Here is an 18,784-nt window from a genome sequence, read left to right as displayed (position 1 = left end):
GTTCACAGAGAGATGTTCTGTTCAGTTTTGGCGTCAAAGATATGACACTTGTTGAGATCGAATTTGAAATGCACCGTGCGATGAAGTCCTTTCTCAATCATTGGCTTCGCTTCATCTGAAGGCACGCGGGCGGTCAGTTCATAATCGGCCACCTTCAGGTAGACGAAGAATTCATGGCCCATGTTTTCCACGCGCACCATCTCGCCGGGGCAGGAGCCTTCAGCAAACGGTTCATCGGAGATGGAGACAAATTCCGGACGCACGCCAAAGAACACCTGCTGGTTCTTATGGGTGTCGACCTTGCTCTGCAGTCGGTCATTTAGCGGCAGCAGCCCGTCGCCAACGGTCAGATGCAGGCGACCCGCTTGCTCAACCAGCTGGCTGGGACGAATATTCATCTCCGGCGCGCCGATAAACCCGGCCACAAACATGTTTTTCGGCTTGTGATAGAGGTTGTCCGGGGTATCCACCTGCATGATATGGCCCAGCTTCATCACGCAGATGCGGTCGCCCATGGTCATCGCCTCGGTCTGATCGTGGGTGACGTAGACGGTGGTCGCCGGTTTACCGGATTTTTTCAGCTGCTTATGCAGGTCGGAAATACGAATACGCATTGAGGCGCGCAGCTTGGCGTCAAGGTTAGAGAGCGGTTCATCGAACAGGAATACATCCGGTTTCTTCACAATCGCGCGGCCAACCGCTACGCGCTGTGCCTGTCCGCCGGAGAGCTGACGCGGCAGGCGATCCAGCAGTTCTTCCAGCTCAAGGATTTTCGCCGCTTCGTTTACCTGGGCCTCAATCTGGTCTTTTGGCAGCTTGCTCAGCTTCAGGCCGAAGGCGAGGTTCTCGCGCACCGTCATATGCGGATAGAGCGCGTAGTTCTGGAACACCATCGCAATGCCGCGCGCTTTTGGCGCGAGATTATTCACGATTTTTTCGCCGATCCGCACTTCGCCGCCGCTGATAGTTTCCAGTCCAGCCAGCATGCGCAGGGTGGTCGATTTGGCGCAGCCGGACGGCCCAACGATAACCATAAACTCGCCGTCCGCGATTTTCAGATCGATACCATGTACCGCCTTGAAGCCGTTGGAGTAGACCTTTTCCAGTTTGTTGAAAATAACTTCAGCCATGATATTTCCCTCTTAACCTTTAATTCCGCTGCTGGTAACGCCCTGTACGAAGTAGCGTTGTGCCAGGAAGAACACGATGATGGACGGCAGAATGGAGATACTCGCCATTGCCAGAATTTCGTTCCACGGAGCGCCTTCCGTGACGTCGATGGACATTTTCAGCGCCAGCGCGATGGGGTATTTATCCACGCTGTAGACGTAAATCAGCGGACCGATAAAGTCGTTCATGGACCACATGAACTGGAACAGCGCCACCGAGATAATCGCCGGTTTCAGAATTGGCACCACCACGTACCACAGCACCTGAATGGAGTTGCAGCCGTCAATCTGCGCCGCTTCTTCCATGTCGCGCGGAACGCCGCGCAGGAACTGAATCAGCATGAAGACGAAGAACCCCTGAGTGGCGAAGGCCAGCGGCAGGTACAGCGGCAGATAGCTGTTCAGCATGCCCATTTCGCGGAACATCAGATACTGCGGGATCAGCAGTACGGTGCTCGGCAGGAGCATGGTGGTGATCAGCGTAGCGAACCAGAATTTCTTCCACGGGATTTCGAAGCGGGCAAAGCCGTAGGCCACGATGGTGGAGGAGATAATGGTCAGCAGCACTTTCGGGATCACATACTTAAAGGTGTTCAGCATGTAGTGGCCGAAGTTGTACTCGGTGCCGGTTTTCCAGCCGTTGATAAAGCCATCCCAGGTCGCGTGGGCAGGCCACAGACTCAGGGTGGTGAAGATCTCATGGTTCGGTTTGAACGACGCCGAGAACATCCATACCAGCGGGTAGAGCATCAGCAGGCCGACGAACAGCAGGATCACATAGCGAATCGAGCGGCTTATTTTTTCACGGCGCAGCGTCCGCGCGACTTCACGTTCAGCGACGTCCCTTGCTTCAGTGATTTGTTGGATATCAGCCATTTTTGCCTCCCTTATCGGCGGAGTAGAACACCCAATATTTCGAAGACTTAAACGCAATGGCGGCAAACACCGCGACCACCAGGAACAGCACCCATGCCAGCGCTGCACCGTAGCCCATATCGAAGTACTTAAAGGCGGTGTCGTAGATATAGAGCGAGAACAGATAGGTGGAGTAGGTTGGGCCGCCTCCGGTGATGACGTACGGGCCGGTAAACTCCTGGAACGCCTGGGTAGTCTGCATGATGAAGTTGAAGAAAATCACTGGTGTGATTAGCGGCACCGTGACCTTCATAAACATCTGCCATTTTGAAGCGCCATCGATCATCGCCGCTTCATATTGTGATTGTGGAACGTTCTGCAGCGCCGCAAGGAAGATGACCATCGCTGAGCCAAACTGCCAGACGCGCAGCAGGGTAACGGACATCAGGGCCAGCGAAGGCTCGCCGAGCCAGTTGACCGGGTCGAAGCCGAGCACGCCGATAAAGCTGTTCAGCAGGCCGTCGATAGCAAACAGCGCGCGCCACAATACGGCAATCGCCACCGAGCTACCCAGTATCGACGGGATGTAGTAGGCGGTACGGAAAAAACCGATGCCGCGCAGCTTAAAGTTGAGGACAAACGCGATCCCCAGAGCGAAAGCCAGTTTTAACGGGATGGTTAAAAAGACATACGCGAACGTCACGCCCATGGATTTCCAGAAGAGGCCATCTTCGGTCAGCATGTAGCGATAGTTTTCGATGCCGTTAAACACCGGTGGACTCATCAAATCGTACTCAGTGAAACTGAGGAAGAAAGATGAAACAAAGGGAAAGGCGGTAAAGACTATCAACCCTATGATGTAGGGCGATATCCATGCCAATCCCAGCATTTTGTTTTCATTCATACATACCTACCTGGCTTACGAGTTTGTAATACGGATTCGGGGTTACTGCCTTTCCCGCGGCCCGTGCCGCCGGAAAGTTAATGCGTTCCTGGTATGTCAGCGGTAAATCCTTCCCTGGCGATGGTTGATTGGTTAAAACTTTTCTTTCTTCTTATCCCTGAAGAACATGTGTTTTTTGATTTTGTCTTACCCGGTGTCCTGATTTTGTAAAACGCCGTTTTAATTTTATTTTATTGCTATTTATTACGGAGTCATTCGGTTGATCGCGGAAATGTGATCAAAGTCGAAACGATGTTTCAAAAAGGTGCTGGAGCGCGCATTTTGCAGAGATGAGAGGTCAGAGATACGGATGAGAGTCCGACGGAGAGAGGCTGGTCAGGCGAAATTGCTTGCGCTGCTAATCATTGCGGTGCGACATACTTTATGACAATTATTTGTAGCGGAAAAGTTCAGAAAATGGTGGGCATGCGCGGCATGCCCTGGAGATGAAGAGCTACTTTTGCAGAAAATCCTGACGAACAGGGGTGAAGGTATCCAGCAGCGTTCCCGCCTTGAGGCAAACGCAGCCGTGCATAATTTCCGGTTTCTTGTAGAGCGTATCGCCGGCGCTGACCACGTGCTTTTCATCACCGATGGTGAACTCGAACTCGCCTGAGAGCACGTAGGTAAGCTGTTCATGGGGGTGGTTATGCATCGGCCCAATGGCGCCTTGTTCGAAGTTCACTTCAACCGCCATCATTTTGCCATCGTGCGCAAGAATGCGGCGCGTGACGCCATTACCCAGATCTTCAAGGGTGGTCTCTTTATGAAAAATAAACATCCGATGGTCCTGTGATTAAATGAAACAATGTTTCATTTAATCTATCCCATAATCCTGAAAAAGGAAACGATCGTCGGGAGAAGTGGAAAGTCGATCACAACTTTGTTCTACTGAAAAACTCACACAAGGAGGGATGATGAAAACGATTGGTCTGTTAGGCGGTATGAGCTGGGAATCAACGATTCCTTACTACCGGTTGATAAATGAAGGTATTAAATCACGCCTCGGCGGTCTGCACTCCGCCAGCCTGCTGTTGCACAGCGTCGATTTCCACGAAATTGAAGCCTGTCAGTCAAACGGCGACTGGGAACGCGCGGGCGAGATCCTCGCGCAGGCGGCCTTCGGCCTGCAGCAGGCGGGCGCCGAAGGGATCGTCCTGTGTACCAACACCATGCATAAAGTCGCGCAGGCGATAGAAACGCGCTGCGACGTGCCGTTTTTGCATATTGCCGACGCTACCGGACGAGCGATTATCGCAAAGGGCCAGCGCCGCGTTGCGCTATTAGGCACGCGCTATACCATGGAACAGGATTTTTATCGCGGCCGCCTGCAGCAGCAGTTTGCTATTGATACGCTGATTCCGGAAGCTGAAGATCGCACGCGGATTAACCAGATCATTTTTGATGAACTGTGCCTCGGCGTCTTTAACGCGCATTCACGCGACTACTATCTGCAGGTCATTGACGCTCTGGCGGAGCAGGGGGCGGAAGGGGTCATTTTTGGCTGCACCGAAATCGGCCTGCTGGTACCGGAAGAGAGCAGTCCGCTGCCGGTGTTTGATACCACAGCGATTCATGCGGCGGACGCGGTGGAGTTTATGCTTTCGTAAGTACCGCTTCGAGCGGGGTCAGGATGCGAGACATGCTGTTTTGCAAATGCAGTGCAAACGCATCGACCAGCGCGGATCCCGGTCGGTGGAGCGGGCGAACCAGGCTTACGGTAAAAGGCACTTCAACGCTAAAGCGTCGGACCACCACGCCGTTCCCGGCATAATCGAGCGCGGTGAGCGGGTTAACCACTGAAATGCCGACTCCGGCGCGCACCATAGCGCAAATGGAGGCGGCGCTGTGCGTTTCCACCACCATCCGCCGTTTCACCTGATGTTCATGAAACAGCGCATCGAGCAGCTGACGGTAGCTGTCGGTGCGCGACAGGCTAATATAGTTTTCACCATTAAAGTCTGCAGGCGTTAATACTTGCTTAGCGGCAAGCGGATGGCCCTGCGGCAATACGCACACTTCATTCAGGGTCAACAGGGGCGTACGCTCGGTTCCGGCGGGAGTATGCAGGGTCTCCGTCAATCCCAGATCGTGGCGCTGGGCGGAAAGCCACTCCTCCAGCAGCGGTGACTCCTGCGGGACGATTTGCAGGCTGACCTCCGGGTAGCGCGTCAAAAAAGGCTCCAGCAGTAGCGGCAGGAATGATTGGGAAAATACCGGCAGACAGGCGACCGACAGTTCGCCCTGGCGGAACTCGCGCAGGCTTTCCGCAGCGCTGACGATTCTGTCCAGGCCGTACCAGGAGCGCTGCACCTCTTCAAACAGGCGTAAACCCTGAACCGTTGGCTGCAGACGGCCGCGGGCGCGGGCGAACAGCGTTAATCCCAGCACCTTTTCAAAACGCGCCAGCTCGCGGCTGACGGTCGGCTGCGAGGTATGCAGCATTCTTGCGGCCTCGGTCAGATTGCCGGTGGTCATGACGGCATGGAAGATTTCAATATGACGCAGATTAACGGCGGGCATGAGTGTTCCTTAAGTAACGCAAGCCATATCATTTTTGCATAGACTGGCAATAAAACGATATTTTTTATTCCCCACGCGCTGTGGCGTAATCGTAAAAAAACAGAGATAACGCACACACAGCACCGGAGTTCTTTATGCCACACTCGCTTTACGCCACCAATACCGACCTGAACGCAGACAATCTGCTGCGTTTGCCCGCCGAGTTCGGCTGCCCGGTTTGGGTCTACGACGCGCAAATTATCCGCCGCCAGATTGCTCAGTTGAGCAAGTTCGACGTAGTGCGTTTTGCGCAGAAGGCCTGCTCGAATATCCACATCCTTCGCCTGATGCGCGAGCAGGGCGTGAAGGTGGATTCGGTGTCGTTGGGCGAGATCGAGCGCGCGCTGGCTGCCGGATACGATCCGCATCAGCATCCGGAAGATATCGTCTTTACCGCTGATCTGATCGACGATGCAACCCTGGCGCGGGTGAAAGAACTGCAGATCCCGGTCAACGCCGGCTCAATTGATATGCTGAGCCAGCTGGGCGAAGTTTCACCGGGCCATCGCGTCTGGTTGCGGGTTAACCCGGGGTTCGGTCACGGTCATAGCCAAAAAACCAATACCGGCGGCGAAAACAGCAAGCACGGCATCTGGCACAGTCATTTAACGGCGGCGCTGGAAGTGATGCGTCGTTATCAGCTACAGCTGGTGGGAATTCATATGCATATCGGCTCCGGCGTAGACTACGGCCACCTGGAGCAGGTCTGCGGCGCGATGGTGCGTCAGGTTGTCGAATTCGGTCAGGATCTGCAGGCGATCTCCGCCGGCGGCGGGCTGTCGATCCCTTACCGCGAAGGCGAAGAGGCGATCGATACCGATCACTATTTCGGCCTGTGGAACGCGGCGCGTGAACAGGTCGCTAAACACTTGGGCCATCCGGTCGCGCTTGAGATCGAACCGGGTCGCTTCCTGGTGGCGGAATCCGGCGTGCTGGTTTCTCAGGTTCGCAGCGTAAAAGAGATGGGCAGCCGCCACTTCGTGCTGATTGACGCCGGTTTTAATGATTTGATGCGTCCGGCGATGTACGGCAGCTATCACCATATTACCGCTCTGGCCGCGGACGGCCGCGATCTGAGCGCCGCAGCGGAGATAGAAACCGTGGTGGCCGGGCCGCTGTGCGAATCGGGCGATGTCTTTACCCAGCAGGAGGGAGGGAAAGTGGAAACCCGCCTGCTGCCTGCGGTGGTGCCGGGCGATTATCTGGTGCTGCACGATACCGGCGCTTACGGCGCGTCGATGTCCTCAAACTACAATAGTCGTCCGCTACTGCCGGAAGTGCTGTTCGACAACGGTAAAGCGCGGCTGATCCGCCGCCGTCAGACTATCGAAGAGCTGCTGGCGCTCGAGCAGCTGTAAGGCGCTGCCCGATGGCGCTTTGCTTATCGGGCCCGCTAATTATGCGTAATACGGCCCGGTGGTGACCGACTCGCGCAGCACCAGTTTGCCGGTAAACGGCGGTATGGTTTCGATCGGCTGACCGTTAGCCAGCTTGATCGCCTGATCGATAGCGGTGGTGATCATGTTATCGATCGGCAGATAGACCGTCGATAGCCCAGGTTCCAGCCATTTAGCGCTCGGCGCGTCATCAAAGCCAAACAGCGAAATATCCTGCGGGATCCGCAGCCCTGCCTGGTGCAGCGCCTTCGAAGCGCCCAGCGCCATATCATCGTTACAGGAAAACAGCGCGCTAAACGGCGTTTTCTCTTCCAGCAGCTCGCAGCAGAGTTCATAGCCGCGGCTCATGGTGGAGTCGCCGTATTTCACTTTCGCCGGATCCCACTTAATGCCGTGCTTTTTCAACGCGTTACGATAGCCTTCCAGGCGAGCTTTACCCGTCGGCGTGTGCATCGGTACGGTAATACAGGCGATATCGCGATGGCCCTGGGTTATCAGATATTCCACCGCCTGAAACGCTGCATCTTGCTGTTCGAAAAACACGCAGCGCTCTCTCGCCTGGCTTACATCACGGTTAATCACCACCAGCGGCATGTCGATGGATTCAATCAGCGACATGATTTTCTTTTCGCTCATATGGCGGGTGTAAAGCACGATAGCATCGCACTGGCGGTCGGCCAGCATCTGCACCGCCTCTTCTTCACGTTCCGGCGCATCGTGGCCGTCGGTAACGATCAGCTGTTTACCCCAGGCTTCCGTCTGGCGGGAAGCCTGCTGCAGCAGGCGGCCAAAATAGAAGCCGTCAAAGGTAGAAACCACCAGTCCGATACTGTTGCTGGTGCGGTTCGCCAGCGAGCGGGCGAGAAAATTAGGCCGATAGCCCAGCTCTTCCATCGCCTTAAAAACCTGTTGGCGGGTGCTCTCTTTCACCTGACCCGTGCCGTTCAACACGCGGGAAACCGTCGCTTTAGAGACGCCTGCGCGAATTGAGACATCCAGCATTGTAGCCATTCATCCGATTCCTGATATCACGTGGTAACCCGCAGTTTATCACAGACATTCAGGGGGATATGGCTTGATGGCGGCGCAAAAAACTATCGCGATCACGCTTTTACAGGAATTGATCGCGCGGAAAATAAAACTGCAAATGCGGTATGCCAATTTCCGCCTTTCTGGAATACCAATAAACGAGTTGGGAGCTTAATCACAGAACTTATTCTCACCAGTGGCTATTTTTTGGTATGCCAATAGGTGTTTGGCTGTACACCTGGTGCGCTAAAAGCCCTTAAAACTGAGGTATCCTCTATGGCATTGCAGGACAAACTGATCGACTCACTGGGGAGTTTCGCCACGAAATTCAACAGCTACCGCTACATCATGGCGATAAAATCCGCCTTTATTACCCTGATGCCGGTGATCATCGTTGGCGCCTTTTCGGTGCTGATCTCCAATATGGTGCTGGATCCAAAAAACGGCCTCGCCAGCTTTCAGGCGCTCTCTTTTCTGGCGGCGCTCAAACCTATTACCAGCGCGATCAACTACGCCACCCTTAACTTTCTCAATATTGGCGCGGTGTTCCTTATTGGCATTGAGCTGGGGCGGATTAACGGCATTAAGAGCCTGTTCCCCGGACTGCTGGCGGTGATCTGCTTTATCTGCGTCACGCCGACCACCGTCGAGATGATGGTCGACGGGCAAATGCATGAAGTGAAGGATGTCCTGCTGCGCCAGTTCTCCGATACCCGCAGCCTGTTCCTTGGCATGTTTATCGCTATTCTGTCGGTGGAGATCTACTGCTGGCTGGAGGGCCGTAAGGGGCTGAAGATTAAGATGCCGGATACCGTGCCGCCCAACGTATCGGCATCATTTTCCGCGCTGATCCCGGCCATTATCACCACCACGGTGATTGCCACCTTTGGCTTTATTTTTCATCAGGCGACCGGCATGTATCTGTATGACGCGGTCTATCAGGTGGTGCAGCAGCCGCTGGAGCGGGTGGTGCAAAGCCTGCCGGGGATCCTGCTGCTGATGTTTGTCGCGCAGCTGTTCTGGGTTATCGGCATTCACGGTAATCAGATGATCAAACCGATCCGCGAACCGCTGCTGCTGGGAGCCATTACCGTCAATATGAGCGCCTTTGAGCAGGGCAAAGAAGTGCCGAATATCATCACCATGCCGTTCTGGGATGTCTATATGAGCATTGGCGGATCGGGACTGACGATTGGTCTGCTGATTGCGGTGATGATTGCCACTAAACGCAAAGAGATGAAAGAGATCGCCAAGCTGTCGATTGGACCGGGCCTGTTCAATATCAACGAACCGGTCATTTTCGGGATGCCGATCATGCTCAATCCGATCCTCGCGATCCCCTTTATTATTACGCCGCTGGTAACCGGCAGCATCGGCTACTTCGCGACTGCCGCCGGTTTTGCCGGTAAAGCGGTGGTGATGGTGCCCTGGACCACGCCGCCGCTGATCAACGCCTGGCTGTCAACGGCGGGCTCGATGGGCGCGGTGGTGACGCAGCTTATCTGCATCCTGACCGCGGTGCTTATCTACCTGCCGTTTGTCAAAATTGCTTCCCGTCGCGCGGCAAACGCCCAGCGTCAGGCGGACAACGCGCAAGCCAGCGAAAATGCATGAGGACACCATGACGACAGTAAAGATGGCCATTCCCCGCGACTTTATCCTCGGCGCCGCCGCTTCGGCGTGGCAAACCGAGGGCTGGAGCGGCAAGCAAGAGGGTCAGGATTCCTGGCCCGATCTCTGGTACAAGAACGACCGTCACGTCTGGCATAACGGCTACGGTCCGGCTGTGGCGACGGATTTTATCAACCGCTTCCGCGAAGATGTGCAGTTGATGAAGCTGGCCGGGCTCACCCACTACCGTACGTCGATAAACTGGTCGCGCTTTCTCACCGATTATGAAAACGTCACGGTCGATGAAGCCTATGCGACGTACTACGACCAGTTGTTCGATGAACTGCTGGCCAACGGCATCGAGCCGATGATCTGCCTTGAGCACTATGAACTCCCCGGCTATCTGCTGGAGCAGTACGGCGGTTGGGCGTCAAAAAAGGTGGTTGCGCTGTTTACGCAGTATGCAGAGAAAGTTTTCGCCCGCTATCACCGCAAGGTTACGCGCTGGTTTACTTTCAATGAGCCGATCGTCGTGCAGACCCGCGTTTACCTGGACGCGCTGCGCTGGCCCTACGAGCAGAATACCGGCATCTGGATGCAGTGGAACCACCACAAGGTGCTGGCGACGGCAAAAGTGGTCCAGCTGTTCCGCGAGAAAGGCTATCGCGGCACGGTAGGCTGTATTCTTAACCCGGAGGTAACGTACCCGCGCTCAACAGCGCCGCATGACGTGCGCGCCGCCGAGCGCTACGATCTGTTCTATAACCGGATTTTTCTCGACCCGCTGGTCCACGGCGAATACCCGCCCGAGCTGCTGGCCCTGCTCGAACAGCACGAGGTTGCATGGGATTATCGAGCGGAAGAGCTGGCGATTATCCGCGAAAACACCGTCGATGAGCTGGGGATTAACCTTTACTATCCGCATCGCGTTAAAGCGCCATCGCGCGCCTGGCACCCGCAGACGCCGTTCCATCCGGCTTACTACTATGAGCCCTTTGAACTACCGGGACGACGGATGAATCACTCCCGCGGCTGGGAAATTTATCCGCAAATCATTTTTGATATGGCGATGCGGATCAAACGGGACTATCGCAATATTCCGTGGTTCGTGGCGGAAAGCGGCATGGGTGTGGAAAACGAAGGGCAGTTTCGCAATAGCGAAGGCACTATCGCCGACGACTACCGGATCCGTTTTATCAGCGAGCATCTTTGGCAGACGCTGCGCGCGCGGGAAGCGGGAGCCAACTGCCAGGGTTACATGCTATGGGCATTTACCGATAACGTTTCGCCAATGAACGCCTTTAAAAACCGCTACGGGCTGATTGAAATCGATCTGCAAAATAATCGTGCCCGGCGGCCCAAGGCGTCCGCCAGCTGGTTCCGTAAGCTTGGCGAGAGTCGCGAATTGACGCTGGATATTGATGATGAGTGGCGCTAGCCGGGCTGAAATTTTGCTAAGATAGCGGCCGATATTGACTCGCAGGCTCATAACGCACAGGTGATATTGTGGAGAAGGCTATCATTCCGCCGGAAAAGAAACCCTACCAGGAAATAGGTGATGATTTACGCGCACAGATTGCGCAGGGGCGCTATCCTATCGGGTCGCGCCTGCCGCCGGAACGCAATATCGCCGAGACCTACGGCGTGAGCCGTACCATCGTCCGTGAAGCGCTGTTGATGCTGGAGCTGCAGGGGACGGTTGATATCCGCCAGGGCTCAGGGGTGTATGTGATGCGCATCCCGCACGAGGACGATAGTGAGGAAGAACAGATGCTGAGCAGCGACGTCGGGCCCTTCGAAATCCTGCAGGCCCGCCAGCTGCTGGAGAGCAACATCGCCGCCTTTGCCGCCAAAATGGCCACCCGCGCCGATATCGATAACCTGAAGCGCATTATCGAGCAGGAGCAGCGGGCCATTGCCGCTAACGATACCAGCCAGGACAACGCCCGGCTGTTTCACCTGGTGCTGGCCGGCGCGACGCAAAATCAGATGCTGCTGGCGACGGTCGAGCGCATCTGGCTGCAGATGGACAGCAGCCCGCTGTGGCAGCAGTTCAACGTGCATATTGCCAGCCGGGCGTATCGCCTGAAGTGGCTCGGCGATCGGCAAACGCTTCTCGCCGCCCTGCGTCGTCGCGATGTGATGGGGGCCTGGCAGGCTATGTGGCAGCATCTCGAAAACGTTAAAAACAGTCTGCTGGAGCTGTCCGATGAAGACGCGCCGGACTTTGATGGCTACCTCTTTGAATCGGTGCCTATTTTTCAGGGGAAGCTGGTGTGATGATCCAACCCCTCTACGCCGCGCCGCAGCACGCTTCACGCGTGACGGAATGGCTATGGCGGGCTTTTGGCGGTGAAACGCTGCCGCAGGCGTTCTTCGCCAGTATTGTCGGGCATAGCCAGACGCCAGGGGCGCTGCCTATGACCTTTATTGCCGCTGAGGGGGAGACGCTGTTAGGCACCGTCGGCCTGTGGCGCTGCGATTTAATCAGCCGTCAGGACCTTTATCCATGGATGGCGGCGCTCTACGTGGCTCCTGAAGCGCGCGGGCAGGGGCTGGCCGGGAAACTACAGCAGCACGTTATCGACTATGCCCGAAAGCAGGGCTATGGCGAGCTGTTTCTCTACTCCGCCTGCCGCGATTTTTATGAACGTTTCGGCTGGCAGTACATCGGCGAAGGCCTGGATTATCCGGCCGCCGCCGTCAGTTTATACCGCTACGATTTGTCGCTATCGAGAGGCGCAATCACCGAGTGACGGCGGACCAGCGTAGGGCTGAAAAGATGCGTTATCTCCGGCGGAGGCCGATGTTCCGCCAGCGCTAATGCCAGCTCAGCGGCCTGAGTCGCCATGGTGATAATCGGATAGCGCACGGTAGTCAGCCGCGGCCGCACGTAGCGTGAAATCAGCACGTCATCAAAACCAATCAGCGAAATCTCGCGCGGCACATCAATCCCGTTATCGTTCAGGACGCCCATCGCGCCGGCGGCCATTGAGTCGTTATAGCAGGCGACGGCGGTAAAATTTCTGCCGCGGCCCAGCAGCTCGGTCATAGCCAGTTCGCCGCCGCTCTCATCGGGTTCGGCAAAGGTCACCAGCCGATCGTTGCACGGCAGGTTGCTCTCTTTTAACGCCGAATAGTAGCCCTGCAGCCGATCTTCGGCATCGGAAATGGCGTGGTTTGAGCAGAGATAGCCGATACGGGTGTGCCCCTGCTGAATCAGGTGGCGGGTAGCGAGCCACGCGCCGTAGCGGTCATCCAGCGCCACGCAGCGCTGCTCGAAGCCGGGCAGGATGCGGTTAATCAGCACCATGCCGGGGATTTGCTTCATCAGCGAGGCCAGCTCGTCGTCGGGGATAATTTTGGCATGAACCACCAGCGCAGCGCAGCGGTGGCGGATCAGCTGTTCAATCGCCTGACACTCTTTGTGAAGGCTGTGATAGCCGTTGCCGATCAGCAAAAAATTGCCGGTATTGTAGGCAACCTGCTCGACGGCTTTGACCATCGCGCCGAAGAAGGGGTCGGAGACATCACCCACCACCAGGCCGACGGTTTCCGTTGACTGCTGCGCCAGCGCGCGGGCGTTGGCGTTGGGGTGATAATTTAGCGTTTCCATCGCCGCGCCTACTGACTGGCGCGAGGCTTCACTGGCTTTCGGTGAATTGTTAATCACGCGGGAGACGGTAGCGACAGAAACGCCTGCGAGTCGGGCTACATCCTTAATGGTCGCCATACCAGACCTTTCCCAGGGTAAGCGTTTACATACCGGTTATGGTACGGGAAAGCGCGGCAGATTCAAGGCCTGGTCGTTTCAGGTTAATGTAATTGTGATGCAGATTAGCGTTGCCGGTGAAATAGTTACCCACAGGGGAACGGAGAATGATACCGGGAAACGATAATTCACACCTTTGCTTACACTTTGCGATTAGCTGTTGCGAATGTTCGCTGGTTAACCCATTCAGTGCATTGATACTCTGGCTATCCCAGAGGTATTGATAGGTGGAGTCGACTTCAGGTTGACCACTCTAATTACACCAGCCTGCGCAGATGCGCAGGTTTTTTTTTGCCTGCCGCTGCCGTTGTTACAGTTAGCGAAAATAGCAATAACTGGTTGCACTTAGGCTTATTCCCTTGCGTTTTATGGCTGGCACCGGTGGAGGAAAAAACGAGACAATCAGGATCCCAGAGGTATTGATTGGTGAGTTTTTTACGTACGCTCTTCGTACTGATTATCTTGCACCGACCTGCGCGGATGCGCAGGTTTTTTTTGTCCTGAATTCCGCTCCCCACACTGCATTTCCCGCCGCTTCTCGTGTAACCTGCTTTGACTGATTAACCGGTCAAACGGAGTTGTTATGCTTTTGGGATTTTTTAGACTGCTATTCAAAGGATTGTATCGGGTAAGGCTTACCGGTGACACGCAGGCGCTGTACCAGCAAAAGGTACTGATCACCCCAAACCATGTCTCTTTTATTGACGGCGTTCTGCTGGCGCTTTTCCTGCCGGTGCGCCCGGTCTTTGCGGTCTATTCCTCGATTAGCGAGCGCTGGTTTATGCGCGCGCTAAAGCCGCTGATTGATTTTGTCCCGCTGGATCCCACCAAACCGATGTCGATAAAGCATCTGGTACGCCTCATTGAGCAGGGTCGCCCGGTGGTGATTTTTCCGGAAGGGCGCATTTCGGTGAGCGGTTCGCTGATGAAGATTTACGACGGCGCGGCCTTTGTGGCGGCGAAGTCGCAGGCAACCATAGTGCCGCTGAGAATCGAAGGCGCCGAATTAACCCATTTTAGCCGTCTGAAGGGGCTGGTCAGACGCCGCCTGTTCCCGCGCATTCAGCTGCACCTGCTGCCGCCGACTCATTTGCCGATGCCCGAGGCGCCGCGCGCCCGCGACCGGCGAAAAATTGCCGGTGAGATGCTGCATCAGATCATGATGGAGGCGCGGATGGCGGTGCGCCCGCGCGAAACGCTGTACGAGTCGCTGCTGGCGGCCCAGGATCGCTTCGGCGCGCGTAAAAACTGCGTGGAGGATATCAACTTTCAGCCGGACACCTACCGCAAGCTGCTGACCAAAACCCTGTTCGTGGCGCGTATTCTGGAAAAATACAGCGCTCAGGGCGAAAAAATCGGCCTGATGCTGCCGAATGCGGGAATTAGCGCGGCGGTGATTTTCGGCGCGATCGCCCGTGGACGGATCCCGGCGATGATGAACTATACCGCCGGAGTGAAAGGCCTGAGCAGCGCCATTACCGCGGCGGAAATCAAAACCATCTTTACCTCACGCACCTTTCTCGATAAAGGCAAGCTCTGGCACCTGCCGGAGCAGTTGACTCAGGTACGCTGGGTGTTTCTCGAAGATTTAAAAGGCGACGTTACCGCCGCCGATAAGCTGTGGATTTTTGGCCATCTGCTGATGCCGAAGCTGGCGCAGGTGAAGCAGGAGCCGGAAGATGCGGCGATGATCCTGTTTACCTCCGGCTCGGAAGGCAATCCGAAAGGAGTGGTACATAGCCACAAGAGCCTGCTGGCCAACGTCGAACAGATTAAAACAATTGCCGACTTTACCGCTAACGACCGCTTTATGTCGGCGTTGCCGCTGTTCCACTCCTTTGGCCTGACGGTCGGCCTGCTGACCCCGCTGTTTACCGGCGCGGAAGTTTTCCTCTATCCCAGTCCGTTACACTACCGCGTGGTGCCGGAACTGGTATATGACCGTAACTGTACCGTGCTGTTCGGCACCTCCACCTTCCTCGGCAACTACGCCCGCTTTGCAAATCCCTATGATTTCTATCGCCTGCGTTACGTTGTCGCCGGCGCAGAGAAGCTGCAGGAGAGCACGAAGCAGATCTGGCAGGACAAGTTTGGTCTGCGCATTCTTGAAGGCTACGGCGTCACCGAATGCGCGCCGGTGGTGTCGATTAACGTGCCGATGGCGGCAAAAGTGGGCACCGTTGGCCGAATTCTGCCTGGAATGGATGCGCGTTTGTTGGCGATGCCCGGAATTGAAGAGGGAGGCCGGCTGCAGCTTAAAGGGCCGAACATCATGAACGGCTATCTGCGGGTGGAAAATCCGGGCGTACTGGAAGCGCCCGCGGCGGAGAATCAGCACGGAGAAGTGGAAAACGGCTGGTACGACACCGGAGATATCGTCAGCTTTGACGAGCAGGGCTACGTGCGGATACAGGGCCGCGCGAAGCGCTTTGCCAAAATCGCCGGCGAGATGGTGTCGCTGGAGATGGTCGAGCAGGTGGCGCTGGCGGTTTCGCCGGACAAAATGCACGCCACGGCGATTAAACAGGACGCCAGCAAAGGCGAGGCGCTGGTGCTATTTACCACCGATAATGAACTGAATCGTGAAAAACTGCTGCGCTATGCCCGCGAACACGGCGTACCGGAGCTGGCGGTACCGCGCGACATTCGCTGGCTGAAGCAGCTCCCGGTATTGGGCAGCGGCAAGCCGGACTTTGTTACTCTTAAAAGTATGGTTGATCGGACGGAAGATTCGGATGAGTGAGTCAGTACACACTAACAATTCGCTGTACTCGAAAGGAATGATAGCGGTTATCTGCGCCCAGTTTCTCTCAGCATTCGGCGACAACGCGCTGCTGTTCGCTACCCTGGCGCTGATGAAGCAGCTGTTCTACCCGGAGTGGAGCCAGCCGGTATTACAGATGTTGTTTGTGGGCGCTTACATTCTTTTTGCGCCGTTTGTCGGGCAATTTGCTGATAGCTTCGCTAAGGGACGAGTGATGATGGTAGCCAACGGCCTGAAGCTTATCGGCGCGGGCTGCATCTGCTTCGGCGTGAATCCGTTTCTCGGCTATACCCTGGTCGGTATCGGCGCCGCCGCCTATTCTCCGGCTAAATACGGCATCCTTGGCGAGCTGACCACCGGCGATAAGTTAGTGAAAGCGAATGGCCTGATGGAGTCATCCACCATTGCGGCGATCCTGCTCGGCTCGATGGCGGGCGGTATTCTCGCCGACTGGCACGTTGTGGCGGCGCTCAGCGTCTGCGCGGTGGTGTACGCCGGGGCGGTCGTTGCCAACCTGTGGATCCCGAAGTTGCCCGCGGCGCGTCCGGGGCAATCCTGGCGCTTCAGGCCGATGACCCACAGCTTTTTCAGCGCCTGTACGACCCTATGGCGCAACGGCGAAACCCGCTTTTCATTAGTCGGCACCAGCTTGTTCTGGGGAGCGGGCGTGACGCTGCGCTTTCTGCTGGTGCTGTGGGTCCCGGTAGCGCTGGGCATTACCAGCAACGCGATGCCGACCTACCTTAACGCGATGGTGGCGGTGGGGATCGTGCTGGGAGCTGGCGCGGCGGCGAAGCTGGTGACGCTGGAAACGGTGTCGCGCTGTATGCCTGCCGGGATATTAATTGGCGTGGCGGTCATCTTTTTCGCCATTCAGCAGGCGCTGCTGCCGGCGTTTGCTCTGCTGCTGCTGCTCGGCGCGTTTGGCGGCTTCTTTATCGTGCCGCTCAATGCGCTGCTCCAGGAGCGCGGCAAGCATACGGTCGGCGCGGGCAACGCTATCGCGGTGCAGAACCTGGGCGAAAACGTGGCGATGCTGCTGATGCTGGGGCTCTATTCGCTGGCGGTGAGCATCGGCATTCCGGTGGTCGGCGTGGGGATGGGTTTTGGCGTAGTGTTCGCGCTGGCAATTACCGCCCTGTGGATCTGGGGACGGCGCAAATAACATCCCCGGCTCGCGCTGCGCTTAGCCAGGCTACCGTTCCGCCTATGCGGTGACGCTGTAGCCCGGATAAGGCGTCAGCCGCAATCCGGGAATATCCCCCCGCATGCGCAGCGCTTAGCCAGGCTGCCGTTCCGTGCCTGCGGCGATGTTGTAGCCCGGATAAGGCGTCAGCCGCAATCCGGGAGCTTTTAGAACTTGTAGCCCGAAAAGATGCTTAGCATCGCCTCCGGGAAAGAGGCCTGCATGGTTGCGCCATTTTGTCGCCCGGACAAGGCGTTCACGCCGCGACCGGGACTTTACGCTCTTACGGCGCCGGGTAGGTATAAACCTGATGCACCGCTTCAATCTCCGCTAACACCTCTGCGCTCAGCTCCAGATGGAGGCTTTCGACGTTGGTTTTCAGCTGTTCCATGGTCGTCGCGCCCAGCAGGGTACTGGCGACAAACGGCTGACGACGCACGAAGGCCAGCGCCATTTGTGCCGGGTCAAGGTTATGCCGCTTCGCGATATCGACATAGGCCGCCACCGCTTTTTGCGTTTGCTCGCCGCTATAGCGCGTAAAACGGCTGAACAGCGTATTGCGCGCGCCGGCCGGTTTTGCGCCATTGAGGTACTTCCCGGTCAGCGTACCGAACGCGAGGCAGGAATAGGCCAGCAGTTCAACGCCTTCGTACTGGCTAACTTCCGCCAGGCCCACTTCATAGCTGCGGTTCACCAGGCTGTACGGGTTCTGGATCGTCACAATGCGCGGCAGGTCGTGTTTATCCGCAAGATGAAGGTAACGCATGACGCCAAATGCTGTTTCGTTGGAAACGCCGATATAGCGAATTTTGCCGGCACGCTGGAATTCAGCCAGAGCATCCAGCGTATCCAGGAGAGTGACGACCGGCGCGGAATCGGCCCAGGTGTAGCCCAGTTTGCCGAAACAGTTGGTTGGGCGCTGCGGCCAGTGTACCTGATAGAGATCGAGATAATCGGTCTGCAGGCGCTTCAGGCTGTCGTGAAGCGCCTCGCGGATATTTTTACGATCCAGTTTGTGGTCAGGACGGATGCTGCTGTCGTTATTGCGGGCAGGGCCGCTGACTTTAGAGGCGATAACCAGCTTCTCGCGGTTACCGCGCTTCGCCAGCCAGTTGCCGACGTAGGTTTCCGTCAGACCCTGGGTTTCCGGGCGCGGCGGGACGGGATACATTTCAGCGACATCGATCAGGTTTATGCCCTGGCTCACGGCGTAATCGAGCTGCTCATGGGCGTCTGCCTCGCTATTCTGCTCACCAAACGTCATTGTGCCCAGCCCCAGCGTGCTGATTTCAAGAGAACTGTGTGGGATACGGTGATACTGCATAGCCGGCTTCCTTTTTTTATCAACAAGGTCAGGCGTTCCCCGACAAAGGAATATAAAAATGGCAGAGGGGAAGAAAAAGGGGAAGTAAAAAAATCAAAAAAGCCGGGCTGGCGGAATCAGGCCTGACGAATCCTCACGGACAGATCAGGTGTATCCCGACTTTTATTTTAAT

Annotated in this window: 16 protein-coding genes; 8 read left to right on the top strand and 8 right to left on the bottom strand. The window is 56.3% G+C overall.

Annotated features, from left to right (window positions below; genetic code table 11):
• Positions 1-2 precede the first annotated feature (2 nt).
• The 4 genes from KO1_RS20920 to KO1_RS20905 all read right to left on the bottom strand — a co-directional run bounded on the left by KO1_RS20920 (position 3) and on the right by KO1_RS20905 (position 3,748).
• A complete protein-coding gene (locus tag KO1_RS20920; protein ID WP_004105304.1) occupies positions 3-1,130 on the bottom strand; it encodes an ABC transporter ATP-binding protein in 1,128 nt (375 codons plus the stop codon).
• A 12-nt stretch (positions 1,131-1,142) separates the two neighbouring features.
• Entirely contained in the window at positions 1,143-2,045 is a 903-nt protein-coding gene (locus tag KO1_RS20915) for a carbohydrate ABC transporter permease (RefSeq protein WP_004105302.1), read from the bottom strand.
• Entirely contained in the window at positions 2,038-2,928 is an 891-nt protein-coding gene (locus KO1_RS20910) for a carbohydrate ABC transporter permease (RefSeq protein WP_004115132.1), read from the bottom strand. The genes KO1_RS20915 and KO1_RS20910 overlap by 8 nt, the downstream gene beginning before the upstream one ends.
• Positions 2,929-3,421: 493 nt before the next feature.
• Complete coding sequence (locus KO1_RS20905) at positions 3,422-3,748, bottom strand: cupin domain-containing protein (RefSeq protein ID WP_004105284.1); 327 nt, start codon at positions 3,746-3,748, stop codon at positions 3,422-3,424.
• Positions 3,749-3,884: 136 nt separating this feature from the next.
• On the opposite strand from KO1_RS20905, the gene KO1_RS20900 reads away from it, so the two are divergent.
• Positions 3,885-4,577, top strand: a complete 693-nt coding sequence (locus KO1_RS20900; RefSeq protein ID WP_024274657.1) for an aspartate/glutamate racemase — start codon at positions 3,885-3,887, stop codon at positions 4,575-4,577.
• Here KO1_RS20900 and KO1_RS20895 read toward each other — a convergent pair.
• On the bottom strand, positions 4,564-5,490 hold the full coding sequence (locus KO1_RS20895; protein ID WP_024274656.1) for a LysR family transcriptional regulator: 927 nt from the start codon (positions 5,488-5,490) through the stop codon (positions 4,564-4,566). The genes KO1_RS20900 and KO1_RS20895 overlap by 14 nt on opposite strands.
• A gap of 134 nt (positions 5,491-5,624) precedes the next feature.
• Here KO1_RS20895 and lysA point away from each other — a divergent pair, with 134 nt between their 5' ends.
• The gene (lysA, locus tag KO1_RS20890) at positions 5,625-6,887 is read left to right on the top strand and encodes a diaminopimelate decarboxylase (RefSeq protein WP_023321566.1); all 1,263 of its coding nucleotides are present in this window, start codon (positions 5,625-5,627) and stop codon (positions 6,885-6,887) included.
• A gap of 39 nt (positions 6,888-6,926) precedes the next feature.
• Here lysA and KO1_RS20885 read toward each other — a convergent pair whose 3' ends face one another.
• Positions 6,927-7,928 (bottom strand): LacI family DNA-binding transcriptional regulator, encoded by a 1,002-nt coding sequence (locus KO1_RS20885; protein ID WP_162098332.1) that lies wholly within the window; start codon positions 7,926-7,928, stop codon positions 6,927-6,929.
• A 303-nt stretch (positions 7,929-8,231) separates the two neighbouring features.
• Between KO1_RS20885 and KO1_RS20880 the strand changes: the two genes are divergently transcribed.
• From KO1_RS20880 to KO1_RS20865, 4 genes are all read left to right on the top strand, one after another.
• Positions 8,232-9,569 (top strand): PTS sugar transporter subunit IIC, encoded by a 1,338-nt coding sequence (locus KO1_RS20880; RefSeq protein ID WP_024274655.1) that lies wholly within the window; start codon positions 8,232-8,234, stop codon positions 9,567-9,569.
• A 7-nt stretch (positions 9,570-9,576) separates the two neighbouring features.
• The gene (locus KO1_RS20875; RefSeq protein ID WP_024274654.1) at positions 9,577-11,004 is read left to right on the top strand and encodes a glycoside hydrolase family 1 protein; all 1,428 of its coding nucleotides are present in this window, start codon (positions 9,577-9,579) and stop codon (positions 11,002-11,004) included.
• Between the two features lie 68 nt (positions 11,005-11,072).
• On the top strand, positions 11,073-11,846 hold the full coding sequence (locus tag KO1_RS20870; RefSeq protein ID WP_004105268.1) for a GntR family transcriptional regulator: 774 nt from the start codon (positions 11,073-11,075) through the stop codon (positions 11,844-11,846).
• On the top strand, positions 11,843-12,322 hold the full coding sequence (locus tag KO1_RS20865) for a GNAT family N-acetyltransferase (RefSeq protein ID WP_016809909.1): 480 nt from the start codon (positions 11,843-11,845) through the stop codon (positions 12,320-12,322). The genes KO1_RS20870 and KO1_RS20865 overlap by 4 nt, the downstream gene beginning before the upstream one ends.
• Here KO1_RS20865 and galR read toward each other — a convergent pair.
• Positions 12,283-13,299: an HTH-type transcriptional regulator GalR gene (gene galR / locus KO1_RS20860; protein WP_064407097.1), complete on the bottom strand. Its 1,017-nt coding sequence runs from the start codon at positions 13,297-13,299 to the stop codon at positions 12,283-12,285. The two genes, KO1_RS20865 and galR, sit on opposite strands and share 40 nt — an antisense overlap.
• Positions 13,300-13,921: 622 nt before the next feature.
• On the opposite strand from galR, the gene aas reads away from it, so the two are divergent.
• Complete coding sequence (gene aas / locus KO1_RS20855; protein ID WP_023330017.1) at positions 13,922-16,081, top strand: bifunctional acyl-ACP--phospholipid O-acyltransferase/long-chain-fatty-acid--ACP ligase; 2,160 nt, start codon at positions 13,922-13,924, stop codon at positions 16,079-16,081.
• Positions 16,074-17,267, top strand: a complete 1,194-nt coding sequence (gene lplT, locus KO1_RS20850) for a lysophospholipid transporter LplT (protein WP_016809906.1) — start codon at positions 16,074-16,076, stop codon at positions 17,265-17,267. Before aas ends, lplT begins: the two co-directional genes overlap by 8 nt.
• Positions 17,268-17,571: 304 nt before the next feature.
• On the opposite strand, the gene KO1_RS20845 is transcribed toward lplT, so the two are convergent.
• Complete coding sequence (locus KO1_RS20845) at positions 17,572-18,612, bottom strand: NADP(H)-dependent aldo-keto reductase (protein ID WP_004105257.1); 1,041 nt, start codon at positions 18,610-18,612, stop codon at positions 17,572-17,574.
• Positions 18,613-18,784 lie beyond the last annotated feature (172 nt).

This window comes from Klebsiella oxytoca NBRC 105695, from assembly GCF_001598695.1.
GTDB classification, from domain to species: Bacteria; Pseudomonadota; Gammaproteobacteria; order Enterobacterales; family Enterobacteriaceae; genus Klebsiella; species Klebsiella oxytoca.
The sequence above is the reverse complement of the archived record's forward strand: the minus strand, read 5'-3'. Positions and strand labels throughout refer to the sequence as shown.

Coding starts and splice junctions, on each gene's coding strand:
- KO1_RS20920 (WP_004105304.1), bottom strand. CDS start 1,130: ATGGCTGAAGTTATTTTCAACAAACTGGAAAAGGTCTACTCCAACGGC.
- galR (WP_064407097.1), bottom strand. CDS start 13,299: ATGGCGACCATTAAGGATGTAGCCCGACTCGCAGGCGTTTCTGTCGCT.
- KO1_RS20905 (WP_004105284.1), bottom strand. CDS start 3,748: ATGTTTATTTTTCATAAAGAGACCACCCTTGAAGATCTGGGTAATGGC.
- KO1_RS20900 (WP_024274657.1), top strand. CDS start 3,885: ATGAAAACGATTGGTCTGTTAGGCGGTATGAGCTGGGAATCAACGATT.
- lplT (WP_016809906.1), top strand. CDS start 16,074: ATGAGTGAGTCAGTACACACTAACAATTCGCTGTACTCGAAAGGAATG.
- KO1_RS20875 (WP_024274654.1), top strand. CDS start 9,577: ATGACGACAGTAAAGATGGCCATTCCCCGCGACTTTATCCTCGGCGCC.
- KO1_RS20845 (WP_004105257.1), bottom strand. CDS start 18,612: ATGCAGTATCACCGTATCCCACACAGTTCTCTTGAAATCAGCACGCTG.
- KO1_RS20910 (WP_004115132.1), bottom strand. CDS start 2,928: ATGAATGAAAACAAAATGCTGGGATTGGCATGGATATCGCCCTACATC.
- KO1_RS20915 (WP_004105302.1), bottom strand. CDS start 2,045: ATGGCTGATATCCAACAAATCACTGAAGCAAGGGACGTCGCTGAACGT.
- KO1_RS20880 (WP_024274655.1), top strand. CDS start 8,232: ATGGCATTGCAGGACAAACTGATCGACTCACTGGGGAGTTTCGCCACG.
- KO1_RS20885 (WP_162098332.1), bottom strand. CDS start 7,928: ATGCTGGATGTCTCAATTCGCGCAGGCGTCTCTAAAGCGACGGTTTCC.
- KO1_RS20895 (WP_024274656.1), bottom strand. CDS start 5,490: ATGCCCGCCGTTAATCTGCGTCATATTGAAATCTTCCATGCCGTCATG.
- lysA (WP_023321566.1), top strand. CDS start 5,625: ATGCCACACTCGCTTTACGCCACCAATACCGACCTGAACGCAGACAAT.
- aas (WP_023330017.1), top strand. CDS start 13,922: ATGCTTTTGGGATTTTTTAGACTGCTATTCAAAGGATTGTATCGGGTA.